At 55.2% G+C, this 19,120-nt stretch carries 18 protein-coding genes and 1 pseudogene; 5 read left to right on the forward strand and 14 right to left on the reverse strand.

Translation table 11 applies throughout. The annotated features are described in order from the left end of the window. The 3 genes from IE091_RS17350 to IE091_RS17360 all read left to right on the forward strand — a co-directional run. Positions 1–406, forward strand: a 406-nt coding sequence (locus IE091_RS17350) for an RpnC/YadD family protein (protein ID WP_479694289.1), incomplete at its 5' end; no start/stop codon positions are given. 595 nt (positions 407–1,001) lie between these two features. Further along, on the forward strand, positions 1,002–1,352 hold the full coding sequence (locus IE091_RS17355; protein WP_081136769.1) for a toxin-antitoxin system TumE family protein: 351 nt from the start codon (positions 1,002–1,004) through the stop codon (positions 1,350–1,352). Continuing rightward, positions 1,349–1,702: an HVO_A0114 family putative DNA-binding protein gene (locus tag IE091_RS17360; RefSeq protein WP_189464225.1), complete on the forward strand. Its 354-nt coding sequence runs from the start codon at positions 1,349–1,351 to the stop codon at positions 1,700–1,702. The genes IE091_RS17355 and IE091_RS17360 overlap by 4 nt, the downstream gene beginning before the upstream one ends. Positions 1,703–1,779: 77 nt before the next feature. Here IE091_RS17360 and IE091_RS17365 read toward each other — a convergent pair whose 3' ends face one another. The 9 genes and pseudogenes from IE091_RS17365 to fliD (IE091_RS17410) form a co-directional block, all read right to left on the reverse strand. Then, positions 1,780–1,974 carry a hypothetical protein gene (locus IE091_RS17365; protein WP_189464226.1) on the reverse strand — a complete coding sequence of 65 codons (195 nt, stop codon included), beginning with the start codon at positions 1,972–1,974 and terminating at the stop codon, positions 1,780–1,782. A 21-nt stretch (positions 1,975–1,995) separates the two neighbouring features. Then, positions 1,996–2,169 (reverse strand): hypothetical protein, encoded by a 174-nt coding sequence (locus tag IE091_RS17370; protein WP_189464227.1) that lies wholly within the window; start codon positions 2,167–2,169, stop codon positions 1,996–1,998. A gap of 93 nt (positions 2,170–2,262) precedes the next feature. Next, a complete protein-coding gene (locus IE091_RS18625; RefSeq protein WP_189464228.1) occupies positions 2,263–4,512 on the reverse strand; it encodes a flagellin N-terminal helical domain-containing protein in 2,250 nt (749 codons plus the stop codon). A gap of 172 nt (positions 4,513–4,684) precedes the next feature. Continuing rightward, positions 4,685–4,951, reverse strand: a pseudogene (locus IE091_RS17380) (flagellin); the annotation flags it as partial. A 136-nt stretch (positions 4,952–5,087) separates the two neighbouring features. Beyond that, on the reverse strand, positions 5,088–5,303 hold the full coding sequence (locus IE091_RS17385) for a hypothetical protein (RefSeq protein ID WP_189464229.1): 216 nt from the start codon (positions 5,301–5,303) through the stop codon (positions 5,088–5,090). Positions 5,304–5,480: 177 nt separating this feature from the next. Then, complete coding sequence (locus IE091_RS17390) at positions 5,481–8,897, reverse strand: O-linked N-acetylglucosamine transferase, SPINDLY family protein (protein WP_189464230.1); 3,417 nt, start codon at positions 8,895–8,897, stop codon at positions 5,481–5,483. 460 nt (positions 8,898–9,357) lie between these two features. Beyond that, positions 9,358–10,518 (reverse strand): FliC/FljB family flagellin, encoded by a 1,161-nt coding sequence (locus IE091_RS17400; protein ID WP_189464231.1) that lies wholly within the window; start codon positions 10,516–10,518, stop codon positions 9,358–9,360. 327 nt (positions 10,519–10,845) lie between these two features. Beyond that, the gene (gene fliD / locus IE091_RS17405) at positions 10,846–12,249 is read right to left on the reverse strand and encodes a flagellar filament capping protein FliD (RefSeq protein WP_189464232.1); all 1,404 of its coding nucleotides are present in this window, start codon (positions 12,247–12,249) and stop codon (positions 10,846–10,848) included. 230 nt (positions 12,250–12,479) lie between these two features. Further along, the gene (fliD, locus tag IE091_RS17410; protein ID WP_189464233.1) at positions 12,480–13,820 is read right to left on the reverse strand and encodes a flagellar filament capping protein FliD; all 1,341 of its coding nucleotides are present in this window, start codon (positions 13,818–13,820) and stop codon (positions 12,480–12,482) included. Positions 13,821–14,150: 330 nt separating this feature from the next. On the opposite strand from fliD (IE091_RS17410), the gene IE091_RS17415 reads away from it, so the two are divergent. Both IE091_RS17415 and IE091_RS17420 read left to right on the forward strand, forming a co-directional pair. After that, positions 14,151–14,471, forward strand: coding sequence for a hypothetical protein (locus IE091_RS17415; RefSeq protein ID WP_189464234.1), 321 nt, complete (start codon positions 14,151–14,153; stop codon positions 14,469–14,471). Between the two features lie 924 nt (positions 14,472–15,395). Next, on the forward strand, positions 15,396–15,560 hold the full coding sequence (locus IE091_RS17420; RefSeq protein WP_189464235.1) for a hypothetical protein: 165 nt from the start codon (positions 15,396–15,398) through the stop codon (positions 15,558–15,560). 4 nt (positions 15,561–15,564) lie between these two features. Here IE091_RS17420 and IE091_RS17425 read toward each other — a convergent pair whose 3' ends face one another. Genes IE091_RS17425 through IE091_RS17445 form a run of 5 tightly spaced genes read right to left on the reverse strand, consistent with a single transcriptional unit; the run spans position 15,565 to position 19,117 of the window. Then, positions 15,565–16,014 carry a tellurite resistance TerB family protein gene (locus tag IE091_RS17425; RefSeq protein ID WP_016915094.1) on the reverse strand — a complete coding sequence of 150 codons (450 nt, stop codon included), beginning with the start codon at positions 16,012–16,014 and terminating at the stop codon, positions 15,565–15,567. A 5-nt stretch (positions 16,015–16,019) separates the two neighbouring features. Further along, positions 16,020–17,042, reverse strand: coding sequence for a nucleoid-associated protein (locus IE091_RS17430; RefSeq protein WP_016915095.1), 1,023 nt, complete (start codon positions 17,040–17,042; stop codon positions 16,020–16,022). 35 nt (positions 17,043–17,077) lie between these two features. Then, the gene (locus IE091_RS17435) at positions 17,078–17,839 is read right to left on the reverse strand and encodes an ABC transporter permease (protein ID WP_016915096.1); all 762 of its coding nucleotides are present in this window, start codon (positions 17,837–17,839) and stop codon (positions 17,078–17,080) included. After that, positions 17,836–18,780 (reverse strand): ABC transporter ATP-binding protein, encoded by a 945-nt coding sequence (locus IE091_RS17440; RefSeq protein WP_039175192.1) that lies wholly within the window; start codon positions 18,778–18,780, stop codon positions 17,836–17,838. Before IE091_RS17440 ends, IE091_RS17435 begins: the two co-directional genes overlap by 4 nt. Before the next feature lie 58 nt (positions 18,781–18,838). Continuing rightward, positions 18,839–19,117 (reverse strand): peptidylprolyl isomerase, encoded by a 279-nt coding sequence (locus IE091_RS17445; protein WP_039175191.1) that lies wholly within the window; start codon positions 19,115–19,117, stop codon positions 18,839–18,841. Positions 19,118–19,120 lie beyond the last annotated feature (3 nt).

The raw sequence follows: 19,120 nt of genomic DNA on the forward strand, positions 1-19,120 counted from the left end.
CTGGCTCAACGGCCCAGAACAAGCCAGCTTGCGGCGGGCGATCATCGTATGGTTCTACCGAGTGTTCCTGCCCAACCGAGCCCCAGGGCTTGAATTTCCTGAGGTGAGTGATTTCACCAACTTGCATGAGGTACACGACATGCTGGCAGAGCGAATTAAAAAGTGGCCTGAGCTGTGGGAAGAAAGAGGTCGTCAGGCTGGCGAAAAGCTGGGTATTGAGAAAGGCGAGAAGCTGGGTATTGAGAAAGGCGAGAAGCTGGGCATTCAGAAAGGCGAGAAGCTGGGTATTGAAAAAACCGCTCGCAACTTGTTGAAGCTGGGTGTGCTCAGTGACGAGCAGATAGCCACAGCAACCGGGTTGGCGGTTGACGAGATTACCAGGCTACGCAGGGAAGATAAGCACTGATACCGAGCGATACCCTTCCTTTGCCCACAAAAGGGCAGCCACCGAATGGGGCTGCCCTTGTCGTTTCTGCCTGTTTTTTTATTCCTTCCGATGACTTTCTGCTCAACGCCCTGGCAGTCGCTCGATTGCCCTGCCCCCCCCCCTGGGCTTGAGGCTGCAGTGTACCAGCGGCCGCTGGGAAATAGCCTGGTGGGAGGCGGCTTTAGCCCGCGATGACGGCGGCACCCGTGCTTGCTCAGGCAGTCGCCCAATGAATTGGCCTCCCACAGGGGGCTTGAGCGCTACCGACCACACTTGGCCTATCTGCTTCTTGATGGAGGCGTGATTGTCAGTGGATCACTGGGAGGGATCAAATACGCAACGTGGCGGCAGCAATCTTTGGGGGCTGGAACACAACCACGGCGAGCAAGACATGCTGACGGTGCTTGGAACGTTAGTTGAGTGACTCAACGCGAGTAAACGGGTCTAAGACGAGCGTTTGTGGTGGAATGCAACCACGAAGCCATCTCATGCCCTGCACAGTAGCCTACGGCCCAGCGGTTGACACCTGAAAACAACCCCACTATATTAATAGTCATGATAAAGGAGCGTGTTTATGGAGGATCCAGGGTTAGATGCTTTATTAGCCCTAAACGATATTCAGTACGGTATTCACGGTGATTTTTGGGTCAAATTTGAAGTACGGCGAGTTACCCCAACACCCAATATTCCCCATGGAATCAAATACAGCCTGACGCTGCACCATAAAAGCGGAACACGGCTACTTGGATATGACAACGCCCATGCACCAAACATTAAACGCAGAAAATTTGCGGGACGACGCGATGAATGGGATCACCGCCACTACCGTAGCGTCGTTAGTGATTACTTCTTTGATTCTGCCGCTCAGTTAATCGAAGATTTTTGGAAACAGGTCGATGAAATACTTCGAGAGGAAGGAATATGACCACAGTCAAAATTGGTATCATGAACCGTGATGAATTCCGCCAGCGCACCATCTCGATTGCCAAAGGCCTCTATCAGCCTACTGCTGAAGAACCCAAGGTATGGTTCGATAGCGTGGAGTCCATGTCTCGCCTGTTGAATACAAAAAACCTTGAGCTACTTAAAACGATTCGCCAATGCAAGCCACAATCCATAGGAGAGCTTGCTGAAATCACAGGGCGTCGCAAGGAGAGCCTGAGCCGCACCATTAAAAAGATGGGTGACTATGGCTTGGTAGAAATCAAAGAAGGGCCTCGGCATGCTAAAACGCCTATTGTGACGGCTGACAGGTTTGAGGTCACGCTAATGTAAGATGCTTCTGTACGGGCAGCCTGCATATGCCGTTGCGAGGAGTGCAACGACGAAGCCATCTTGTGCCAGAAGCAATTTCATACCAGCAGCATCGCCATCACATGCTCCCGCTGCTGCTTCACGGCATCGTCCAGAATATCCAGCAGCTTGTCGTAGTCCTGCGGCATCTGCTCATCCATGCCAGTGGCTTCGAAGCGGTCGATGGTGCGCTGGGTATCGTCGATGACACCCTGAAGCTCATCGATCACCTGCTGGTGCTCGCCTGGCTTCATGCCATGGTCCACCCCTATAACTTAAACTTTACGAACTTCAAAGGAAAATCCAAAAGGCTCTTTTACTATTCTCCTTGCTTCACTAGCAGCTTTGGCTATATTATCTTCCAAATCTCCCTCTTTGAGATATTCAAACTGCCAGTCGACGACAACAGAGTCGTCACTATTCCGCACAACCTTAATCCTTATTTCCATATATCATACCTAAAAATGACTATTATGATTAGAAAACGGGGCCTTTCGGCCCCGTCGTTACTTACCACTTCAGCCTTGCGGCCAAGCCTCAGATTAACCCAGCAGAGAAAGAACGTTCTGCGGGATCTGGTTGGCTTGGGCCAGTACAGAAGTACCGGCCTGCTGCAGTATCTGCGCGCGGGTCATGTTGGCGACTTCTACTGCGTAGTCGGCGTCCATAATGCGTGACTGCGCAGCAGATAAATTTGTGGCGGTTAGCTGGTTACTTTCAATGACTGAAGCAAGCCGATTTTCAGTAGCACCCAAGTAACTGCGTTTCGAGTCGACCATACCAATAGCTTTATCAAGCGCAGCAAGTGGGTTGCGCGGTACGCGCAGCCTAAAATCTTCGCCGTTTTCACGGATTTGTAGACGCGTATGAGGCACCCCATCATCGTCAAAACCATCAGCATCGGTTAACGCTACAATACTGAAGTTGTTACCGCTACTAACATTACTTGGATAGTAAACTAGCACTTCAGCATTGCCATTGGATGTTCTTAAAACAACCTCGTTGGTACCTTCAAGGTCAACCAACGTGGCGGTTTTATAACCACCAATAACAGCACTTTCTCCGGGTAAGCTAAAATAGTAGTTGCCGTCCTCGCCTTGGCGCAGCACATCTTCAAACTGCTGGCCTTTTGCATCGGTGTACTGGACGCTGACGTTCCGAGGGTCAATCGTAATTTCAGAGTAACCGCTAACTCGGTCTCGCTCATGGCTGGTGAGACCGAGGATATCTGGCTCCGACTGTGTTGCGGTCGCAGTCGCGGCAACCGCATTGCCATTCGCGTCAATCGTTACGTTAAGGTCAGCTTCAAAATATGCCTGACTGCCATCAGTCTGTTGGCCGCGTATCATCCACTGCCCATCAGCCTCACGCTGCACGATGACCAGGGAGCTTAATCCAGTAAAATCACCATTAAACGTTATGTCTTCGCTTGCATCCAGTGTCGATAAATCTGTCGCTGGTGCTTCTGGGTTTATAAGCGTAGGCACCCCAGACAAATTGATACCGGTAAAGCCTTGGGAGGCTGCTTGCAATACTAATTGCTCAGGCGCACCCCCAGTTGCTGGCACACTATCTAACTGAAAAAAACGCTCCTCACCGTCAATCTCGGCACGGATATAGAGCTCGCCGCTGCTATCCTCAACTAGCTGCGCGGAAGATAACGTGCCTCCAGACGACGACAGATAGCTAACACTTCCCGCCCCTGCCAAACTATAATCGTCACCCTCAAAGGTAAATTGATCATCAACGTTCGTATAGACACCCGCTTCAACCGTGTTTGAAGGCTCTAACATTGCCTCAGCAGGATAAGCACGCACTGGCCCAATGGAACCGTCAGGACGCGTACCCGTCACCGTCGTTTCTTCATAGCTAAGCGCAAAGCCTGCTTGACGATAACTTAAGCTGCCATCCACTAAGCGCTCTTCAAGGTAATAAGTGCCGTCTTGTTGAATAAGCCGTTGATTAGCCGCAAGAGCAGGCAGGGAGACTGGCTCTGTTTCAAGCGTACTGGCGAAAATCGGTCGCGGTGAGCCGATAGACACCTGACTGGTATCCGTGGCTGTATTATGCGAAGCAGTGACCGTTACCTGTGAAAAGCCACCACTACCATCGCCAGTGTAATAGCCAAAGCTATCTGAAAAGTAGAGCGGTTGTTCGGTACCAGCAGCAAAACTCAGCGTTGTCTCAGAGTCGTAAAGTGGAATATCTCGCGCAACGCCGCGTAGCGTATTGCGCTCGGTCACTTCGCCATCAATACCCGCGATGTTCAGCCCTTCCAGACCCAAGGCTGCAACGCTAAACCCTGGCGGGCTTAGATCAATCCCAAGCTGGTCGGCATCATTAGCGCCCACTTGAAGGCCAATATTGCCCGCCTGCCCGTTCATCAGCGGGATACCGTTGTAGCTTGCGGTTTGCGCAAGGCGATCTATTTCTTGCAGGTTGAAGTTGATCTCAGCCTGAATGACGTCGCCATCACGAGTGGAAAACGTACCATTGAGCGCCTGAACCGCCAGCTCACGAATGCGCTGGAGCTTTTCATTCACGCTATCCAGAACACCCTGAGCGGTTTGAGACAGCGAAACTCCATCATTGGCATTGCGCGCAGCCTGGTGCAGACCTGTTGTTTGAGCCTGTATACGATTGCCAATGGCTAAGCCTGCAGCGTCATCCTTGGCGCTGTTGACACGCAAACCAGAGGCCAGCCTCTCCATGCTGGTGGCCAGCGATGTACTGGACCGACCGATGCTTTGCTGGCTAACTAGCGAGGTGAGGTTGGTGTTGATCACTGACACGTTACGACTCATCTTCCATGAAAGTTGTAGTAATTATCGGCCGTTCCGGCCAACACTTTAGAAAATTCTGCCACCTTGCGCGTTTGAGTACAAAAAACCGGCTCCCATAGGGAGCCGGTTCATTGTGCTGCTTAGCGATAGAGAAAACGCCCTATCAAGGCCAAGCCTCAGATTAACCCAGCAGAGAAAGAACGTTCTGCGGAATCTGGTTGGCCTGTGCCAGTACGGAAGCACCAGCCTGCTGCAGAATCTGCGCGCGGGTCATATTGGCGACTTCCACCGCGTAGTCGGCATCTTCAATACGCGAACGAGCGGCAGCGAGGTTAGTCTCGTTGGTGTTCAGGTTGGTGATGGCGTCTTCGAAACGGTTCTGGATAGCACCCAGCTCAGAACGCTGAGCGTCAACAGCAGCCAGAGCAGCATCCAGTTCAGCCAGCGGGCCGCTGCCATAAAGTTATCTGCATAAGTTATCCTGTAATTTTCTCACTTAAAAAAGTTATATACCCATATTTTAAAGAACAAATCGAATGCAATATTCAAAAAACTGCATTCGATTTACAATTCAGCTCAAACTTTTAAAAAATAAATAATCTCAAGTAGTAAAACCCACCACTTACATGATCACCAAAAATCACACAACGACCGTTCACATAAAAATACGGCGTTAGATTTATAAAACCACTATTAACACCCGCTCTCCAATCTCGATAACTTTTCCCCTTAGGGTATGTAGGCAAAATCATAGGCTTGTAATTCCCAGCAAAAACAACCCGATATGCATATTCTTCCATAAAAACTCCTGTTTTAAATTAAATATAATCTCCATTAAGACACCACTCTTTAACCAACTACAATCATATAACAACCCACTCTCACAATACGTCAATGTAGTAAACCAACAATAAAAAGCAGATCAATCAACCAAATAGACTGACTAATCTGCTTTTAGCAAAACTAAATAAAAGCTTTTAATTAGGCTGTAATGAAAACTCATTCCAGATATTTTGAATATCTGCTGTTTTTAACTCTGGCTTGAGTTTAAAGACACCTGCTGTTTCTGATTTTTCAATCACATCAAGAAACTGAAGCACTACGTGATACTGCGGTCGATTCCAAAAATCATGAATAAACAGACGCGCATCCTGTGGTACTGCAGCGCTCTCTAAAATATGCTGGATCGCTGTCATGGTGCAGGCTATCCGAAAGCGACCATCGACAAGAATTAAGTCAAACGCTTGTTGGTGTTGCTCAATGGCTTTACTGTAGGCAGGAAATTTAGACGACTGCTGCATGGAGACAGGAAACCCCCACTCTTTAGTTGGGCCGATATCGACTGCTTCCAGCTGACACTTATCCCCCAGCTTTTCTTTTAACGCGTTGACCCATTTAGCATCACTCTCAACACCTTTTACGGTTAACCCCTCTTTTATTGCCCATACAGTTGAACCACCAGCACCAAACTCGAAATAGTGCGTTGCTTGCTTTAAGCATTTTTTAAATAGCGTACGCTCTGCAGGCGACATGAAAGGTGCGTCAGGCAATGTGAACTCTTGCTCTACTTTTTCTGGCTCATTACTACCTTCTGGATTAAGGTTTAGTGCTTCAGCATCTGAGCTTTCTGGCAGATGCACCACCTCTTCTTCAATTAAGTACTCCTCGGCTTTGTCTTCATCTACAGCGGCTAATAGCTCGTAGCTCATATCGCGGATGCCGTAAATGGTGTGCAGCAAAAACGCGAGCTTCATCTTCTGTTCGTCTGCCAATGCAGCCACTCGTTCATGGCTAGGGATAAACACCGCGTCGGCACAGATTAATTCAGTGGCCTGCCGCTTCTCCTCAGGAACACTTTCAGGCAGATGGCTCAGATACTTTTCATTATTTAGTCGGTAAAAACGAAAGCCATGGCGTGACATCCAGTGCTGGATTTCTGCTAGATTAGGCTGACGCTGATGAGTCGGTTGAAATGCGATGCGAGCCTGAATCAGCAGCGTATCGCGAAGTGCATCCTGGCCATGTTCAAGAATGGCTGCGGCATCGCTAAGATGATCTAAAATCAACCAGTCAAGGCTAGGCAACCCTTCGATGCTGTCCAATTCGATAGTGCTGATCGGCAGCTTGGCCAATACATTTGTGGCTTGTACCGCCCCACCAAACTGCTGCTCCGAAGGCAAGGGTTCCAGGATACTACTCATTTCTGGATCAAGACAGGCATACAGCGTTGCTTGCTTCCCATCGCCTAAAGCGGCATGGGGAAAAACTTGCACATCTTCACTGCCCTGATACTGCTCAGGATTCTTTACACGACTTGCCGGGTCAAAAGCCACAATGCCAAATGCGTTAAGGCTACGCAGCTTGGCAAGCCCCTCCTGCTTGATAAGCTTTGCGCTATTGTCGATGGTGATGATCTTGCTAGGTAACTCCCAGGTAAATCCGGAAGAGGCTCGCTGTAGCTTTTCGGCATAGAAGACTTCTACAGATTCCAGCTCACCTTCAAACCAGGCCTGGCCTGACTTATCAAAAGTGAGGGCTGTCGGGGCTTTGCCTTCACAGTAGCGCTGCCAGATAGCACGCATGGCAAGCGTAAAATGCTTTGCATAGGTTGCACCATCACAGACAGGAGACTGTAGCAGCACCTCGCGCAGGTGCTGGCGAATGGTAGCTAGGCTTTCCAGGTCGCTGGCCAGCTCAAGCACGCGAGAGTGATACTCCTCCCAAGTCTGGGTCACCAGCTCGGGCATACCGGCATTGATCAGGTGTGTGGCACTGTGACGCCCGGCAAAAGTGGGGCCAGTCATGGTGACGACCGGGACTCCCATAATGAAAGCTTCGCAGGTAGTCAGTCCCCCGGAGTAGGGCCAAGGGTCCAGGGCGATATCCGCGCGGCTGTAGGCTTCCAGCATCTCGTAATTGGAACCCGGGCCTTCGATCAACAGTCGGTCACGACTGATCCCCTCCGCCTCCATCAAGGCATAGAGGCGTTCGCAGAAGGCCTCGCTGGTATAAGGGCGCCCCTTGAGCAACAAGCGTGAACCAGGCAGTTGATGCATCAATTTTGCCCAGTGCTTTAGCGTTGTGCCGTTGAGCTTGGTCGGGTTGTTGAAACAAGCGAGTGTGATGAAGCCGTTACGCTTGGCCGGCAGATCAGCCACCGGGGGAAGCGGCGTGGGCGGGTCGAAGACGATGTAGTCGTCCGGCATGCGAATCAGATTTTCGGAATAGTACGCGTCTTCTCCCACAGGCGTCTCGATTCTATCGCTGATCAGATAGTCGATTGCCTGCACACCGGTGGTGTTGATGAGCCCGCCGACCCACTTGACCAGCAACGGCGCAGGCTGCATAGCCATGACGCGCATACGGGTACCGGCGTTATGGCCGGAGAGATCGATCAGGATATCGAGCTCGTCGTCGCGAAGCTGCCGGTCGAGCTCATCATCGGTGAGGTAGCGAATCGAGTGCCACTGGGCAGCCACCGACTTGAGACGCCGGGTCAGCTGATCACTCACCTCACTCGAGCTGTAGGCGTAGATCTCAGCCTGATCGGCATCCAGGTGCTCCAGGCAGCGAACGATCATCTTGCCCACAGGGTGTTGGCGAAAGCCATCGGAGAGCATCCCAATGCGAAGCCGCTTATTCGCTTGCCTGTTAGCAGGCTCCGGGCGTTTGCCTGATGCTGGCGGGGCAAAGCGCCGCTCCCAGCTGCGGGCAAACTCGCTGATCTGATCGCGCGTAGCGTCAGGATCATAGTGTAGAGCGGTGAGATGGTTGGAGTAGGCAATGGGGTTATGGGGTGCAAGCTGTGCCGCCTTCCGGTAGCACTCATATGCCTGATCCAGCAGCCCCAGCTCCCGGCGCATGTTGCCGGCATTGTTCCAGTGCACGAAGTTCCCTGGAGCCATTCGAGTCAGGCGATCGAACACCTGCATGGCTTCTTCGAACCGGAAGGCGCTGGCAAGGGCTGAGCCATAGGTGTCCAGCACGACTTGATCGGCAGGCGCAAGTTTTGCCGCTTGCTCCGCCGCTTCTACCGCCTTCGCCGAAGCGGCCAGCTCCAGATAGGTGCGCGCCAGCTGGTTCAAACCGGTGACTGATTCTGGCGCAAGCTCTTGTGCCTGCTCCAGATACTGAAGGGCCTGCATGGGCTGGTGCTGCTTGAGGGCAAGCTGGGCAAGGCCTTCAAGAGCCGTATAGCTGGCAGGTTGCAGCTCCAGCACCCGTTCGAAGGCGCTGCGGGCTTCAGCCAGCCCCCCCTGCTGAGCAAGCAGAGCCCTCCCCAGTTGGAGCCAAGCCTCACTACTTTCTGGCTGCCGCTCAGCCAGGCGACGTGCCTTAGCCAGGGGAAGAGGCGAATCAGAGTACTTGCGGTTCGATGGGCGGTGCTTGGACATAGCGACTTCCACGGTATCAGCGATGCGATATCCGCTATCCTATGCCATGCGTGCCCTTTTGATGCCTCGAAAAGAGGGGAGAAACGCCGGTAGCTTCATGATAAGGGCAGGTGAGCTGCACTCGGATCCGATGCCTTGCTAGAGACAGCCCCCTCATAACGCTTCACAGGGCCATGCAGCCCAGCATCGCCATCACCTGCGCCAGCTGCTGTGCCACGGCATCATCCGGAATATCGAGTAGCTTGTCGTAATCCTCCGGCATCTGCTCATCCATGCCGGTGGCTTCGAAGCGGTCGATGGTCTTCTGAGTATCGTCGATGACGAACGGAAGCTAATCGATCACCTGCTGGTGTTCAGCTAACGTCATGCTGCCTCCAGAAAACAAGAAACCGGCCCCTCGAAAGAAGCCGGTTCGATGGCAGTGCCAAAGGGAAAGAACCTATTCCCTATTAGCTCAACCTTAACCCAGCAGAGACAGCACGTTCTGCGGGATCTGATTGGCCTGAGCCAGCACAGAAGTACCGGCCTGCTGCAGGATCTGAGCGCGAGTCATGTTGGCCACTTCTACCGCGTAGTCGGCATCTTCGATGCGCGAGCGGGCAGCAGCAAGGTTGGTCTCATTGGTGTTCAGGTTGGTGATGGCATCCTCAAAACGGTTCTGCACCGCACCAAGCTCGGAGCGCAGGCTATCGACCTGGTTCAGCGCAGAGTCAAGTGCTGCCAGCGGGCCGTCGGAGCGGGAGCCATCGCCCGGAATAACACTTCCGGCAGTAATAGTGAGCCCAGTTACAACACCATCACTATTAGTGTTGACGGACACATTCGCTGAAACGTAAGCAGTCTCACCGTCAAATGTACCCTTAATGAAGAAATTACCGTTAGCATCAGATACAAGGCTTGCTGCAGTAGCTGTGCCCGCAGAGAAACCTTTGGGGAAATCAATTGCTGCACCGCCGGTCGCATTCAACGCAGTTACGGCTGCCGTTGCAAAGCTTGCAGCAGTTGTTGTAAAGGTTGCGCCCTCAGCAATCCCTGCAGCAGCAGCAGCAGTTGCACTGCTAGCGTCATTCAGGTCAGCTGCTGCGCCCACAAAACCATTGACGTTGAAATCAGAAAGATTCAGCGTTTCAGCGTTGATTTCCTGCAGATTAACGCTGATGGTCTCGTTGTCGTTGGCGCCTACCTGGATCTTCAGCTCGTTGTCCTTTGCCAGAACATTGACGCCGTTGAAATTGGTTTCAGCAGAGATACGGTCGATCTCGTTCAGACGCTGGGTGATCTCGTCCTGAATAGACTGCAGGTCGTTCTGGCTGTTGGTGCCGTTGGCCGCCTGAACACTCAGTTCACGAATACGCTGCAGGTTGTCGTTGACCTGGTTCAGGGCACCTTCGGCGGTCTGGGCAACTGAGATACCATCGTTGGCATTACGCTGAGCCTGCGCCAGACCGGTGATCTGAGCGGTCATGCGGTTGGCGATGGCCTGACCTGCCGCATCATCCTTGGCGCTGTTGATACGCAGGCCAGAGCTCAAGCGCTCCATGCTGGTTTGCAGAGCATTTTGTGACTTGGTCAGATTGGACTGGCCAATCATGGAGGTAATGTTGGTATTGATCACTGACATGGTGATACTCCTTGCGTGTGAACTGGCCTTAAGGCCCGCTGTTCGGCGACATGAAGCGCCGTTGTATTAATTAACGGCACGAGAGGGGGAATCTTTAGGGAGGGGGAAAGAGATTTGTGTAATTTTTGGTAACTAAAGGAGTGGGGCTATTTGGGGGTGGGGGTAAATCGGTCGCGGGCTGAAGCCGCCTCCCACAGTGGCTCTCAGACTGATTCGTAAATCGGTCGCGGGCTAAAGCCTCCCACAGTTGCTGGCCTTCAGGCTGGCAGTGTGTGCTCCAGATGTGAAACGCCCCCCAAAAGGGGGGCTGGGCGTGTCTGGGGTGGCTTAGCGCCTGCGGCCTAGCTGGTAGTCCAGGGCGTCGAACTGTTGGGTGAGGTAGCTGCTCATGCTGTTCATCTGGGCGATCATGGCGTCCAGCTGGCTGAACTGGGTGCGGTAGCGGGCAATGGTGCCCTCAATGGATTTTTCCATGCGCTCGAAGCGCTCGCCCAGGCTTTTAATACGGTTTTCTGCGCCGCTAATGGCCAGCTTGACCACGCCATTGTTGCTTAGCATTTGGTCGATTGTCGTGGAAAGCTTGCCAGCCAGGCCGTTCTCTTTTTTATCACCCGCGAAGAAGTCGCTCAGCGCCTGGGGGTTATTGGCTACCAGGTCGGATAGCTTGTCGTCATCCACTGCCAGCTTACCGTCGCGCTGCAGGGTAATGCCTAGCTGGTTCAGGGTGCCTAGCTCGCCACCTTCCACGCCACCGGTCAACACGCTGCGTAAGCGACTTTCAATGGTGCGCACGGTGCTGTCGCCTAGCAGCTCGCCTGCGGTTTCGCTGTCGCCGGTAAAGCTGGTGAGTTTGGCAATGGTGCCTTTCAGGTCGTTGAACGCTTTCACGAAGTCGTTGATGGCTTCGCGCTGCTTGAGGGTGTCGCGCTCGACGGTAATGGTACTGGTGGCCGTTTCGCCTTCGGCAATACTCAACTCGGCCAGGTTGAGCGTAACCCCTTGAATGGCCCCTTCAATCTGGTTTTTGGCACTGCTGATGGCAATGCCATTGACGGTTAGCGCGGCATTTTCGCCAGAACGCTTGGTGTCGGCATCTTCGCTAAAGGGCCCTGCTACCGTTGCCGCGGGGTCCTGGCTGGTATCTACAAAGCTGAAGCCTTCAATCGAAGCCTCTGCTCCCGTGGCCTTGGAGCTGAGCGCCAGACGGTAGCCTTCCCCATCGTTGATGATAGTGGCGTTAACACCGGCATCCTTGTGGGCGTTAATGGCGTTACGAATGGCTTCCAGGCTGCTGTTGGGGGCAATGGCAATATCGACCGAATTCGCGCCGCCAAAATTGAGCCGTATGGCCGTGGCCCCTTGCAGGTCTAGCGCGGCGTTTTTTTCACCCGTGATGCGGTTAGATGCCAAGGTGCCAGAGGTGGCCAGCTGAGATACCTCTACCCGGTAGCTGCCGGGCAGCGCGCTGGCGGTGGTGGTGGCTTTAATGGCATCGCCCCGCACGTTGGCGGAAAGGCTTTGGTAGAGCTTGGGGTCGTTGATTTTAGCCAGCGCATCCTGAAAACCGTTCAGCGACGTTTGCAGCTGGCCGAAAGCCGAAATTTTGGCCTGCTGCTGCTCTTTTTGGCGGGTAATGGGCACGAGCTTGCCGCGTTCCGCAGCCTGTAGCTGATCCAGCAAGCCGGTGAGATCCAGACCAGAGCCAACGCCTAGAGAGGTTATTGTCGCCATACCGTCATTCCTCGGTGCAAAAGGCTAAACCCATGCGCAATGAACGCGCTTGTGTCGTCGCTCCTGAAGGGAAATAAACAGAGCGATCAAATGTAACGTCATTATCGGCGCATCAGCGGAAAACTTGAATAGGGTAAGTGTTTTTTAAGCTTTACTTGCCCGTCATAGAATATGTCAGTCACAAAAACGCCTGCTGTTTCCAGCAGGCGTGGGGTAAGGCGGGTGAGCGCTTAGCGGCGGCCCAGTTGGGCGTCCAGCGCATCGAACTGCTGGGTCAGGTAGTCGCTGGTCTGGTTCATTTGGGCAATCATGCCATCCAATTGGCCAAATTGAGTGCGGTAACGGGCAATGGTTTGCTCGATTGACTGTTCCATGCGCACATAGCGTTCGCCCAGGGATTCTACGCGGTTTTCAGCCCCGCTGATGGCCCCCGAGACCGCGCCATTGGTGCCCAACAGCTGCGTTAGCGTCTGGTTGATTTGACCGGCCATGCCCGCGTCGCTGGCGTCGCCTGCAAAGAAGGTGGAAAGCGCCTCCTGGTTGTTGGCAATGGCATCATCTAACTTGTCGCTATCGACGGCCAAAGTGCCATCGCGCTGAAGGGTAATGCCAATATCGCTCAGCATGGAGAACTCGCCTTCCATGCCACCGCTTAACACGCTGCGTAAGCGCGATTCGACTGTGCGCATGGCGCTATCGCCGGTCAATTCGCCAGCAACGCCCGTTTCGGCATTAAAGCCGAGTTCACCAATGGTTCCTTTCAGGTCGTTGTAGGCGTCTACGAAGCTGGTGATTGCCTCTCGAACGGCGCGGGTGTCTTGTTCTACGGCAACGGTGCTGGTGCCTTCTTCTTGCAGGTTGAGCGTGACCCCTTGAATGGCGCCTTCCACTTGATTAGTGGGGCTGGTGATCTCAACGCCGTTGACATTGAGTACGGCATTTTGGCCAGCTTGTACCACATCGGTCGCCAGCTCACTGCCGAAGGCGGTGCCAAAGGTCACACCTTCAATGGAAGCTGCGGCCCCTGTTTGGGTAGAACTTAACGCCAGGCGGTACGCTTCACCGTCGAAAATAATCGACGCGGAGACGCCGCTGTCTTGCTGGGCATTGATGGCATCGCGCACGTCTTCCAGCGTGCTATTGGCGCTGATGGCCACGTCGACATCGTCCTGGCCGGCGAAGGTCAGAGTCAGAGAGGTGTCTTCTGCGGTCAGGGCTACCGTGGCATCCGGCACGGAGGTGGTGGCCAGCGTGCCTGCGGTCGCGAGCTGGTCGACAGTGACGTTGTAAGCGCCTGGCTGGGCTTCACTATTAGCGGCGGCCGTAATGGCGCTGCCACCAACGTTGGTTGACAGGCTTTCGTACAGGGCGCTGTCGTTGAGCGCCGCCGCCGCCGTTTGAAACTGAGACATGGCGCTTTGCAGCTGGCCGTAGGCGGAAATTTTGGTCTGCTGGGTTTCCAGTTGCCGCTCGATGGGCTGCAGCTTGCCCCGCTCGGCTTCTTGCAGTTGGTCTAGCAAGCCGTTGAGATCAAGCCCTGAACCGATACCCAGTGATGAAATGGAAGCCATACGCTAATGTCCTTTAGTTTATACGCCTCGCTATGTGCTCCGACGCCAATGAATCGTTTAACAGTGTGCTGTATTACTAATAACCTTCGGCCATTTAACCCCAGTCTTTAGGGTTCATCCAATTTTTCATTATTTTCTTGCTGAGCGCATTGTGTTGGCAAAGGCGAATTTCAGCGGCTCACAAGTGAAATCTACGGGCTTTACGTTGCAGACATGTGGCAACCACCCTGCGCGCCCCTCATGGCTCAACATAGACCTTGGTCTAACATCTCGGCTCATTTATAATGCACCGCAGCACATCCTTTTTCCGTGCGATTGCAGGAGTCATCCATGCCCGCAGAAGCGTTATCTCAGGCCTCCAGCGCTGCCTTTCATTTGCAACGCAGCCTGCGCCACTGCCTTTCCCGTGCTGCCGAGCTGCTTTACGAAAGCGGCCACGTCCTTGAAACCATCACCTTGTCGCAACGCGGATTGTCCCGCCATGAGCTGAACACGCTGCGCCAGCAGCAAACTGGCTGGGGCATGTGTCAGCAGGTGTTGGAAGAGAGCGGTGCCGCCACCTACAACAGCTATGGCCGCTGGGTGTTGACGGGCATGGGCCGCGAGCTGATGTTCGATATGTTTGGCCAAGGCGCCGCCGACTGCGCATAAAAAAGGTTCATCGCATTCTGGCGTGAATCAATTGGCCTCCCACAAGTGAGTTGGGCAATGACCCGGCGGGAGGGGGGCTTTAGCCCGCGATGATGGCGGCACCGGTGCTTGCCCAAGCAGTCGCCCAATGAATTGGCCTCCCACAGGCAGGCTAAAGTGGCTACTCAAGCTATCCTGAATCCACTGGCCTCACTCCCGCCACTTTGCTGTTGTGGGAGGAGGGCTTTAGCCCGCGATGATGGCGGCACCGGTGCTTGCCCAGGCAGTCGCCCAATGAATTGGCCTCCCACAGGCAAGCTGGAGTGGCTACTCAAGCTATCCTGAATCCACTGGCCTCACTCCCGCCACTTTGCTGTTGTGGGAGGGGGGCTTTAGCCCGCGATGATGGCGGCACCGGTGCTTGCCCAAGCAGTCGCCCAATGAATTGGCCTCCCACAGGCAGGCTAAAGTGGCTACTCAAGCTATCCTGAATCCACTGGCCTCACTCCCGCCACTTTGCTGTTGTGGGAGGAGGGCTTTAGCCCGCGATGATGGCGGCACCAGTGCTTGCCCAGGCAGTCGCCCAACGAATCCATGACGTGCTGATGTTCATGGCACTTTGCCGGGGGTTGCTTCGCTGTCACGCCAGAATGCGAAGAACTTAAAAAAACGCCCGCTGGGGGAAGCGGGCGCTTGGCGTGCTAACGGGGATGGTGGCCCCAGGCTGCTTAACGTAAGCCCAGCAGCGAAAGGATGAACAACACCACGACAACCAGACCCACGATATAGATAATGCTACGCATAACGGCACTCCTTGCTTTAGCGTTTCATGAAAATCAAAGGGTTGCTTCTCCCTTAACAGGCCCTTCTAGCGTAGCAGCCTTTTTTGATGTTTGCGTAATTTCGTGAACAGCCTGCCCAGCAATGCCGACCCACGGGTCAACGATGCGCTTAGCCGCCCGTTCGTCGACACCCCCAGCGGGCGCATGCTCTACTCTACGGGTACGAGCCATCTGCTCTCGGCGGCCCTCCCCCGGCGGCCAGTTCCAGCAGCAGTTGAATGGGCTGGTGGCGGGCCTGTTGGAGGAAGGCGAGGCCGCCGAACCGTAATCGGCTACGTTGGAGAGTTGCCCAATTTGCTGCGGATAAAATCACTGTGGCTGACGTGCAGGAGGTCGGCCAGGCGGCGAATGCGGTGCTCTTCCAGCGGGTCCAGCGCGCCATCGGCCCAGGCCACCTGCCACATCATGGCCACTACTTCCAGGCGCTGCTCATAGCCGTAGTGCTGTTTGATCAAGCTGATGAACTGGTAGTGGTCCACGGCGTCGTCCACTTCTGCCTCCGCCAGGCGCATCAGTTCGGCCACTGCCTGCTCATCGAGGCGATAGCGCGTCATCAGCATGCGCTGCATGGCGGCGCGCTCGGCCTCGCTCTGTTCATAGTCGGCCCGCATCACTTCGCATAATAGCGCAGCACAGGCGAGTTCCAGGGTCAGGGCCTGATCGTCGCGCTGCTCCGGGGCCGACAGCGTCCGCTGAAAGAAGCTTTGAATCGCGTCCAGCACGGCAATTACTCCTTGCGTTTGGCCAACTGCTCTTTGAGCTGTTTGGGCACCTGCTTGATGATAAGACGGTCCTGCGCGGCATCGTACTCGATGCTGGAACCCAGCAGGTGCGAATCGAAGCTGATCGACACCCCACCCGCTCGGCCGGTAAACCGGCGGAACTGGTTGATGGTGCGCTTGTCCGGCGGAATCTCCGGAGAGAGGCCGTAATCGGCGTTGCGGATATGGTCGTAAAACGCCTGTGGCTGCTTCTCGTCCACCAGCTCGGAAAGCGCTTCCAGCGTCATGGGTTCGCCACGGCGCAGCTGCTCGTTGGCGTAATCCACCAGGGTGTCGGTTTTTTCACGGCTGGCGTCGTCGTCCAGGTCTTCTTTTTCGACGTAGTCGCTGAAGGCCTTGAGCAGGGTGCGGGTTTCTGCCGGGGCATCGATGCCCTCTTCCATGCCCAGCAGCGCCACCAGCCCATCGGAGAGCTTTTTGGCACCACGGTCCTTGAGGAACGAGACGTACTGCGTCGTGGCATCCGCCCGTTGCCACTGGGTGAGGTTCACCCGGGCCGCCAGCGTCAGCTGGCTGGCGTTCAACTGAGCGGCTGGCACGGCCTGATGGGCCTCATTGAAGCCGATCCCTTCCCGCTGATGGATCAAGCCGAAGAACAGGGTATCCGTATCCCCCTGACGAAGGTGCGCCGTCACCAGATAACCACTGACCGACAGCTGCTCCTGCAGCGTTTGCGCAAGGCGCTCGGCCAGGGCGTTGGCCAGCTCGGCAAAACCTTGTTCGGTGCCCGAAGGGTCGGCCGCCAGATAGGCGCTCAGCCAGGCCACCAGAGGCCCGGCCTGCTCCCCCTGCTCGGCAAACCGCCCCCACCCCTTGGCCTTGGTGTTGTAGGTATCGTTGAGGGTGTTGACCAGGCTGGCCATGACGGGGTTGTCGGCCTCGGCGGGTGCCGGGGGCGGCGTCACGGTCAGGCGCTCGCCATCCAACGAGGGCTCCAGGCGGTGCACGGCACTTTGCAGTAGCGGCATAAGCAGGCGTTACCTTTGCAGAAAAACGTGAAACGTCAGGGCTTCAGCCGGTATCCGGTGCGGAAAATCCAGGCAATGGTGGCCAGGCTGACGGCTAAAAAGAACAGGATCATCGCAATACTGGCGCCCACACTGACATCACTGATGCCATAAAAGCTCCAGCGAAATCCGCTCACCAGGTACACCACGGGGTTGGCCAAGGTCACGGTTTGCCAGAACGGAGGCAGCATATCGATGGAGTAGAAGCTGCCGCCCAGAAACGTCAGCGGCGTAATCACCAGCAGCGGCACCAGCTGCAGTTTATCGAACCCGTCGGCCCAGATACCGATGATGAACCCCAGCAGGCTGAACGTGACGGCGGTGAGCACCAGGAAGGTGAGCATCCAGAAGGGATGGGCAATCTCCAGCGGCACGAACAAGCCCGAGGTGGCCAGGATGATCAAGCCCAGCAGAATCGATTTGGAGGCCGCCGCCCCCACGTAGCCGATGACGATTTCCAGATACGACACTGGGGCCGACAATATCTCGTAAATACTGCCGGAGAATTTGGGAAAGAAGATGCCGAAGGAGGCGTTGGAGACGCTCTGGGTGAGCAGCATCAGCATGATCAGGCCCGGTACGATGAAGGCACCATAGCTCACCCCGCCGATCTCGCTGATGCGCGAACCAATCGCAGCCCCGAAGACCACGAAGTAGAGCGACGTGGAGATGACCGGCGAGACGATGCTCTGGAGCAGGGTTCGCCGAGTACGCGCCATTTCTGCCATGTAGATGGCCCGAATGGGATAGAGGTTCATGCGCGCTCCTTGACCAGATCCACGAAGATGTCCTCCAGAGAGCTCTGCCGAGTGTGCAGGTCCTTGTAGGTAATGCCCTCTTTTTCCAGCTGCGCCAGCAGTGACGAAATGCTGCGCCCCTCGGCCTGATGCTCTTCCTGGCGACCATCGTAGGTGTACACCAGCTCGTGCCCGTCGGCCGCCAGGCTCAGTGCTTCATTGGCCAGTGCTTCCGGCAGCGCTTGCAAGGGAGTGTGCAAGTGCAGGGTCAGCTGCTTGCTGCCGAGCTTTTTCATCAGCGCGGCTTTCTCTTCCACCAGCACGATCTGACCACGATTGATGACCCCGATGCGGTCGGCCATCTCTTCGGCTTCTTCGATGTAGTGGGTGGTGAGGATGATCGTGACGCCGTCATCGCGCAGCCCGCGTACCACTTGCCACATGTCGCGCCGCAGCTCGACATCGACGCCTGCGGTGGGCTCATCCAGAAAGAGAATACGCGGCTCGTGAGACAGCGCCTTGGCAATCAGCACGCGGCGCTTCATGCCCCCCGAGAGGGTCATCAGCCGATTATGGCGCTTGTCCCAGAGGGCGAGTGACTTGAGCACCTTTTCGATATGCGCCGGGTTCGGCGCCTTGCCGAACAGGCCTCGGCTAAAGCTGACGGTGTTCCAGACGGTTTCGAAGGCTTCGTTGGTGAGTTCCTGGGGCACCAGGCCGATACGCTCGCGGGCTTGCCGATAGTGCCGAACGCTATCGAAGCCATCCACCAACACACGGCCTTCACTGGGATTCACCAGCCCGCACACCACGCTGATCAAGGTGGTCTTGCCGGCGCCGTTGGGGCCCAACAAGGCAAAGATTTCACCGCGCGCGATGGTCAGATCGACACGGCTAAGCGCTTGAAAGCCTCCTGAGTAGGTTTTGTTCAGGCCTTCGATGGCAATGATTGGGTCGTTCAAGGCGTGCTCCTCACACCGCGGCGGGAACGCCGCGGTGCTTTACGGGCGCTGGGCGCCCTTAGCTGCGGCTGGTGATTTCGAGCAGGTGGTAGCCAAACTGGGTCTGTACCGGGCCATGCACGGTATTCAACTCACCGCTGAACACCACCTTGTCGAATTCAGGCACCATCTGGCCGGGGCCAAAGCTGCCCAGGTCGCCGCCCTGACGGCCAGAGGGGCAGCTGGAGTGCTGCTTGGCCACGTCGGCAAAGTCACGGCCGTTTTCGATCTCTTGTTTCAGTGCGTTGCACTGCTCTTCACTGCTTACCAGAATATGACGTGCGCTAGCGCGGGCCATGGT

The organism is Vreelandella hamiltonii (genome assembly GCF_014651775.1).
In the GTDB taxonomy this organism is placed as follows: domain Bacteria; phylum Pseudomonadota; class Gammaproteobacteria; order Pseudomonadales; family Halomonadaceae; genus Vreelandella; species Vreelandella hamiltonii.

Coding starts and splice junctions, on each gene's coding strand:
- IE091_RS17355 (WP_081136769.1), top strand. CDS start 1,002: ATGGAGGATCCAGGGTTAGATGCTTTATTAGCCCTAAACGATATTCAG.
- IE091_RS17360 (WP_189464225.1), top strand. CDS start 1,349: ATGACCACAGTCAAAATTGGTATCATGAACCGTGATGAATTCCGCCAG.
- IE091_RS17365 (WP_189464226.1), bottom strand. CDS start 1,974: ATGAAGCCAGGCGAGCACCAGCAGGTGATCGATGAGCTTCAGGGTGTC.
- IE091_RS17370 (WP_189464227.1), bottom strand. CDS start 2,169: ATGGAAATAAGGATTAAGGTTGTGCGGAATAGTGACGACTCTGTTGTC.
- IE091_RS17385 (WP_189464229.1), bottom strand. CDS start 5,303: ATGGAAGAATATGCATATCGGGTTGTTTTTGCTGGGAATTACAAGCCT.
- IE091_RS17390 (WP_189464230.1), bottom strand. CDS start 8,897: ATGTCCAAGCACCGCCCATCGAACCGCAAGTACTCTGATTCGCCTCTT.
- IE091_RS17400 (WP_189464231.1), bottom strand. CDS start 10,518: ATGTCAGTGATCAATACCAACATTACCTCCATGATTGGCCAGTCCAAT.
- fliD (WP_189464232.1), bottom strand. CDS start 12,249: ATGGCGACAATAACCTCTCTAGGCGTTGGCTCTGGTCTGGATCTCACC.
- fliD (WP_189464233.1), bottom strand. CDS start 13,820: ATGGCTTCCATTTCATCACTGGGTATCGGTTCAGGGCTTGATCTCAAC.
- IE091_RS17415 (WP_189464234.1), top strand. CDS start 14,151: ATGCCCGCAGAAGCGTTATCTCAGGCCTCCAGCGCTGCCTTTCATTTG.
- IE091_RS17420 (WP_189464235.1), top strand. CDS start 15,396: ATGCGCTTAGCCGCCCGTTCGTCGACACCCCCAGCGGGCGCATGCTCT.
- IE091_RS17430 (WP_016915095.1), bottom strand. CDS start 17,042: ATGCCGCTACTGCAAAGTGCCGTGCACCGCCTGGAGCCCTCGTTGGAT.
- IE091_RS17435 (WP_016915096.1), bottom strand. CDS start 17,839: ATGAACCTCTATCCCATTCGGGCCATCTACATGGCAGAAATGGCGCGT.
- IE091_RS17445 (WP_039175191.1), bottom strand. CDS start 19,117: ATGGCCCGCGCTAGCGCACGTCATATTCTGGTAAGCAGTGAAGAGCAG.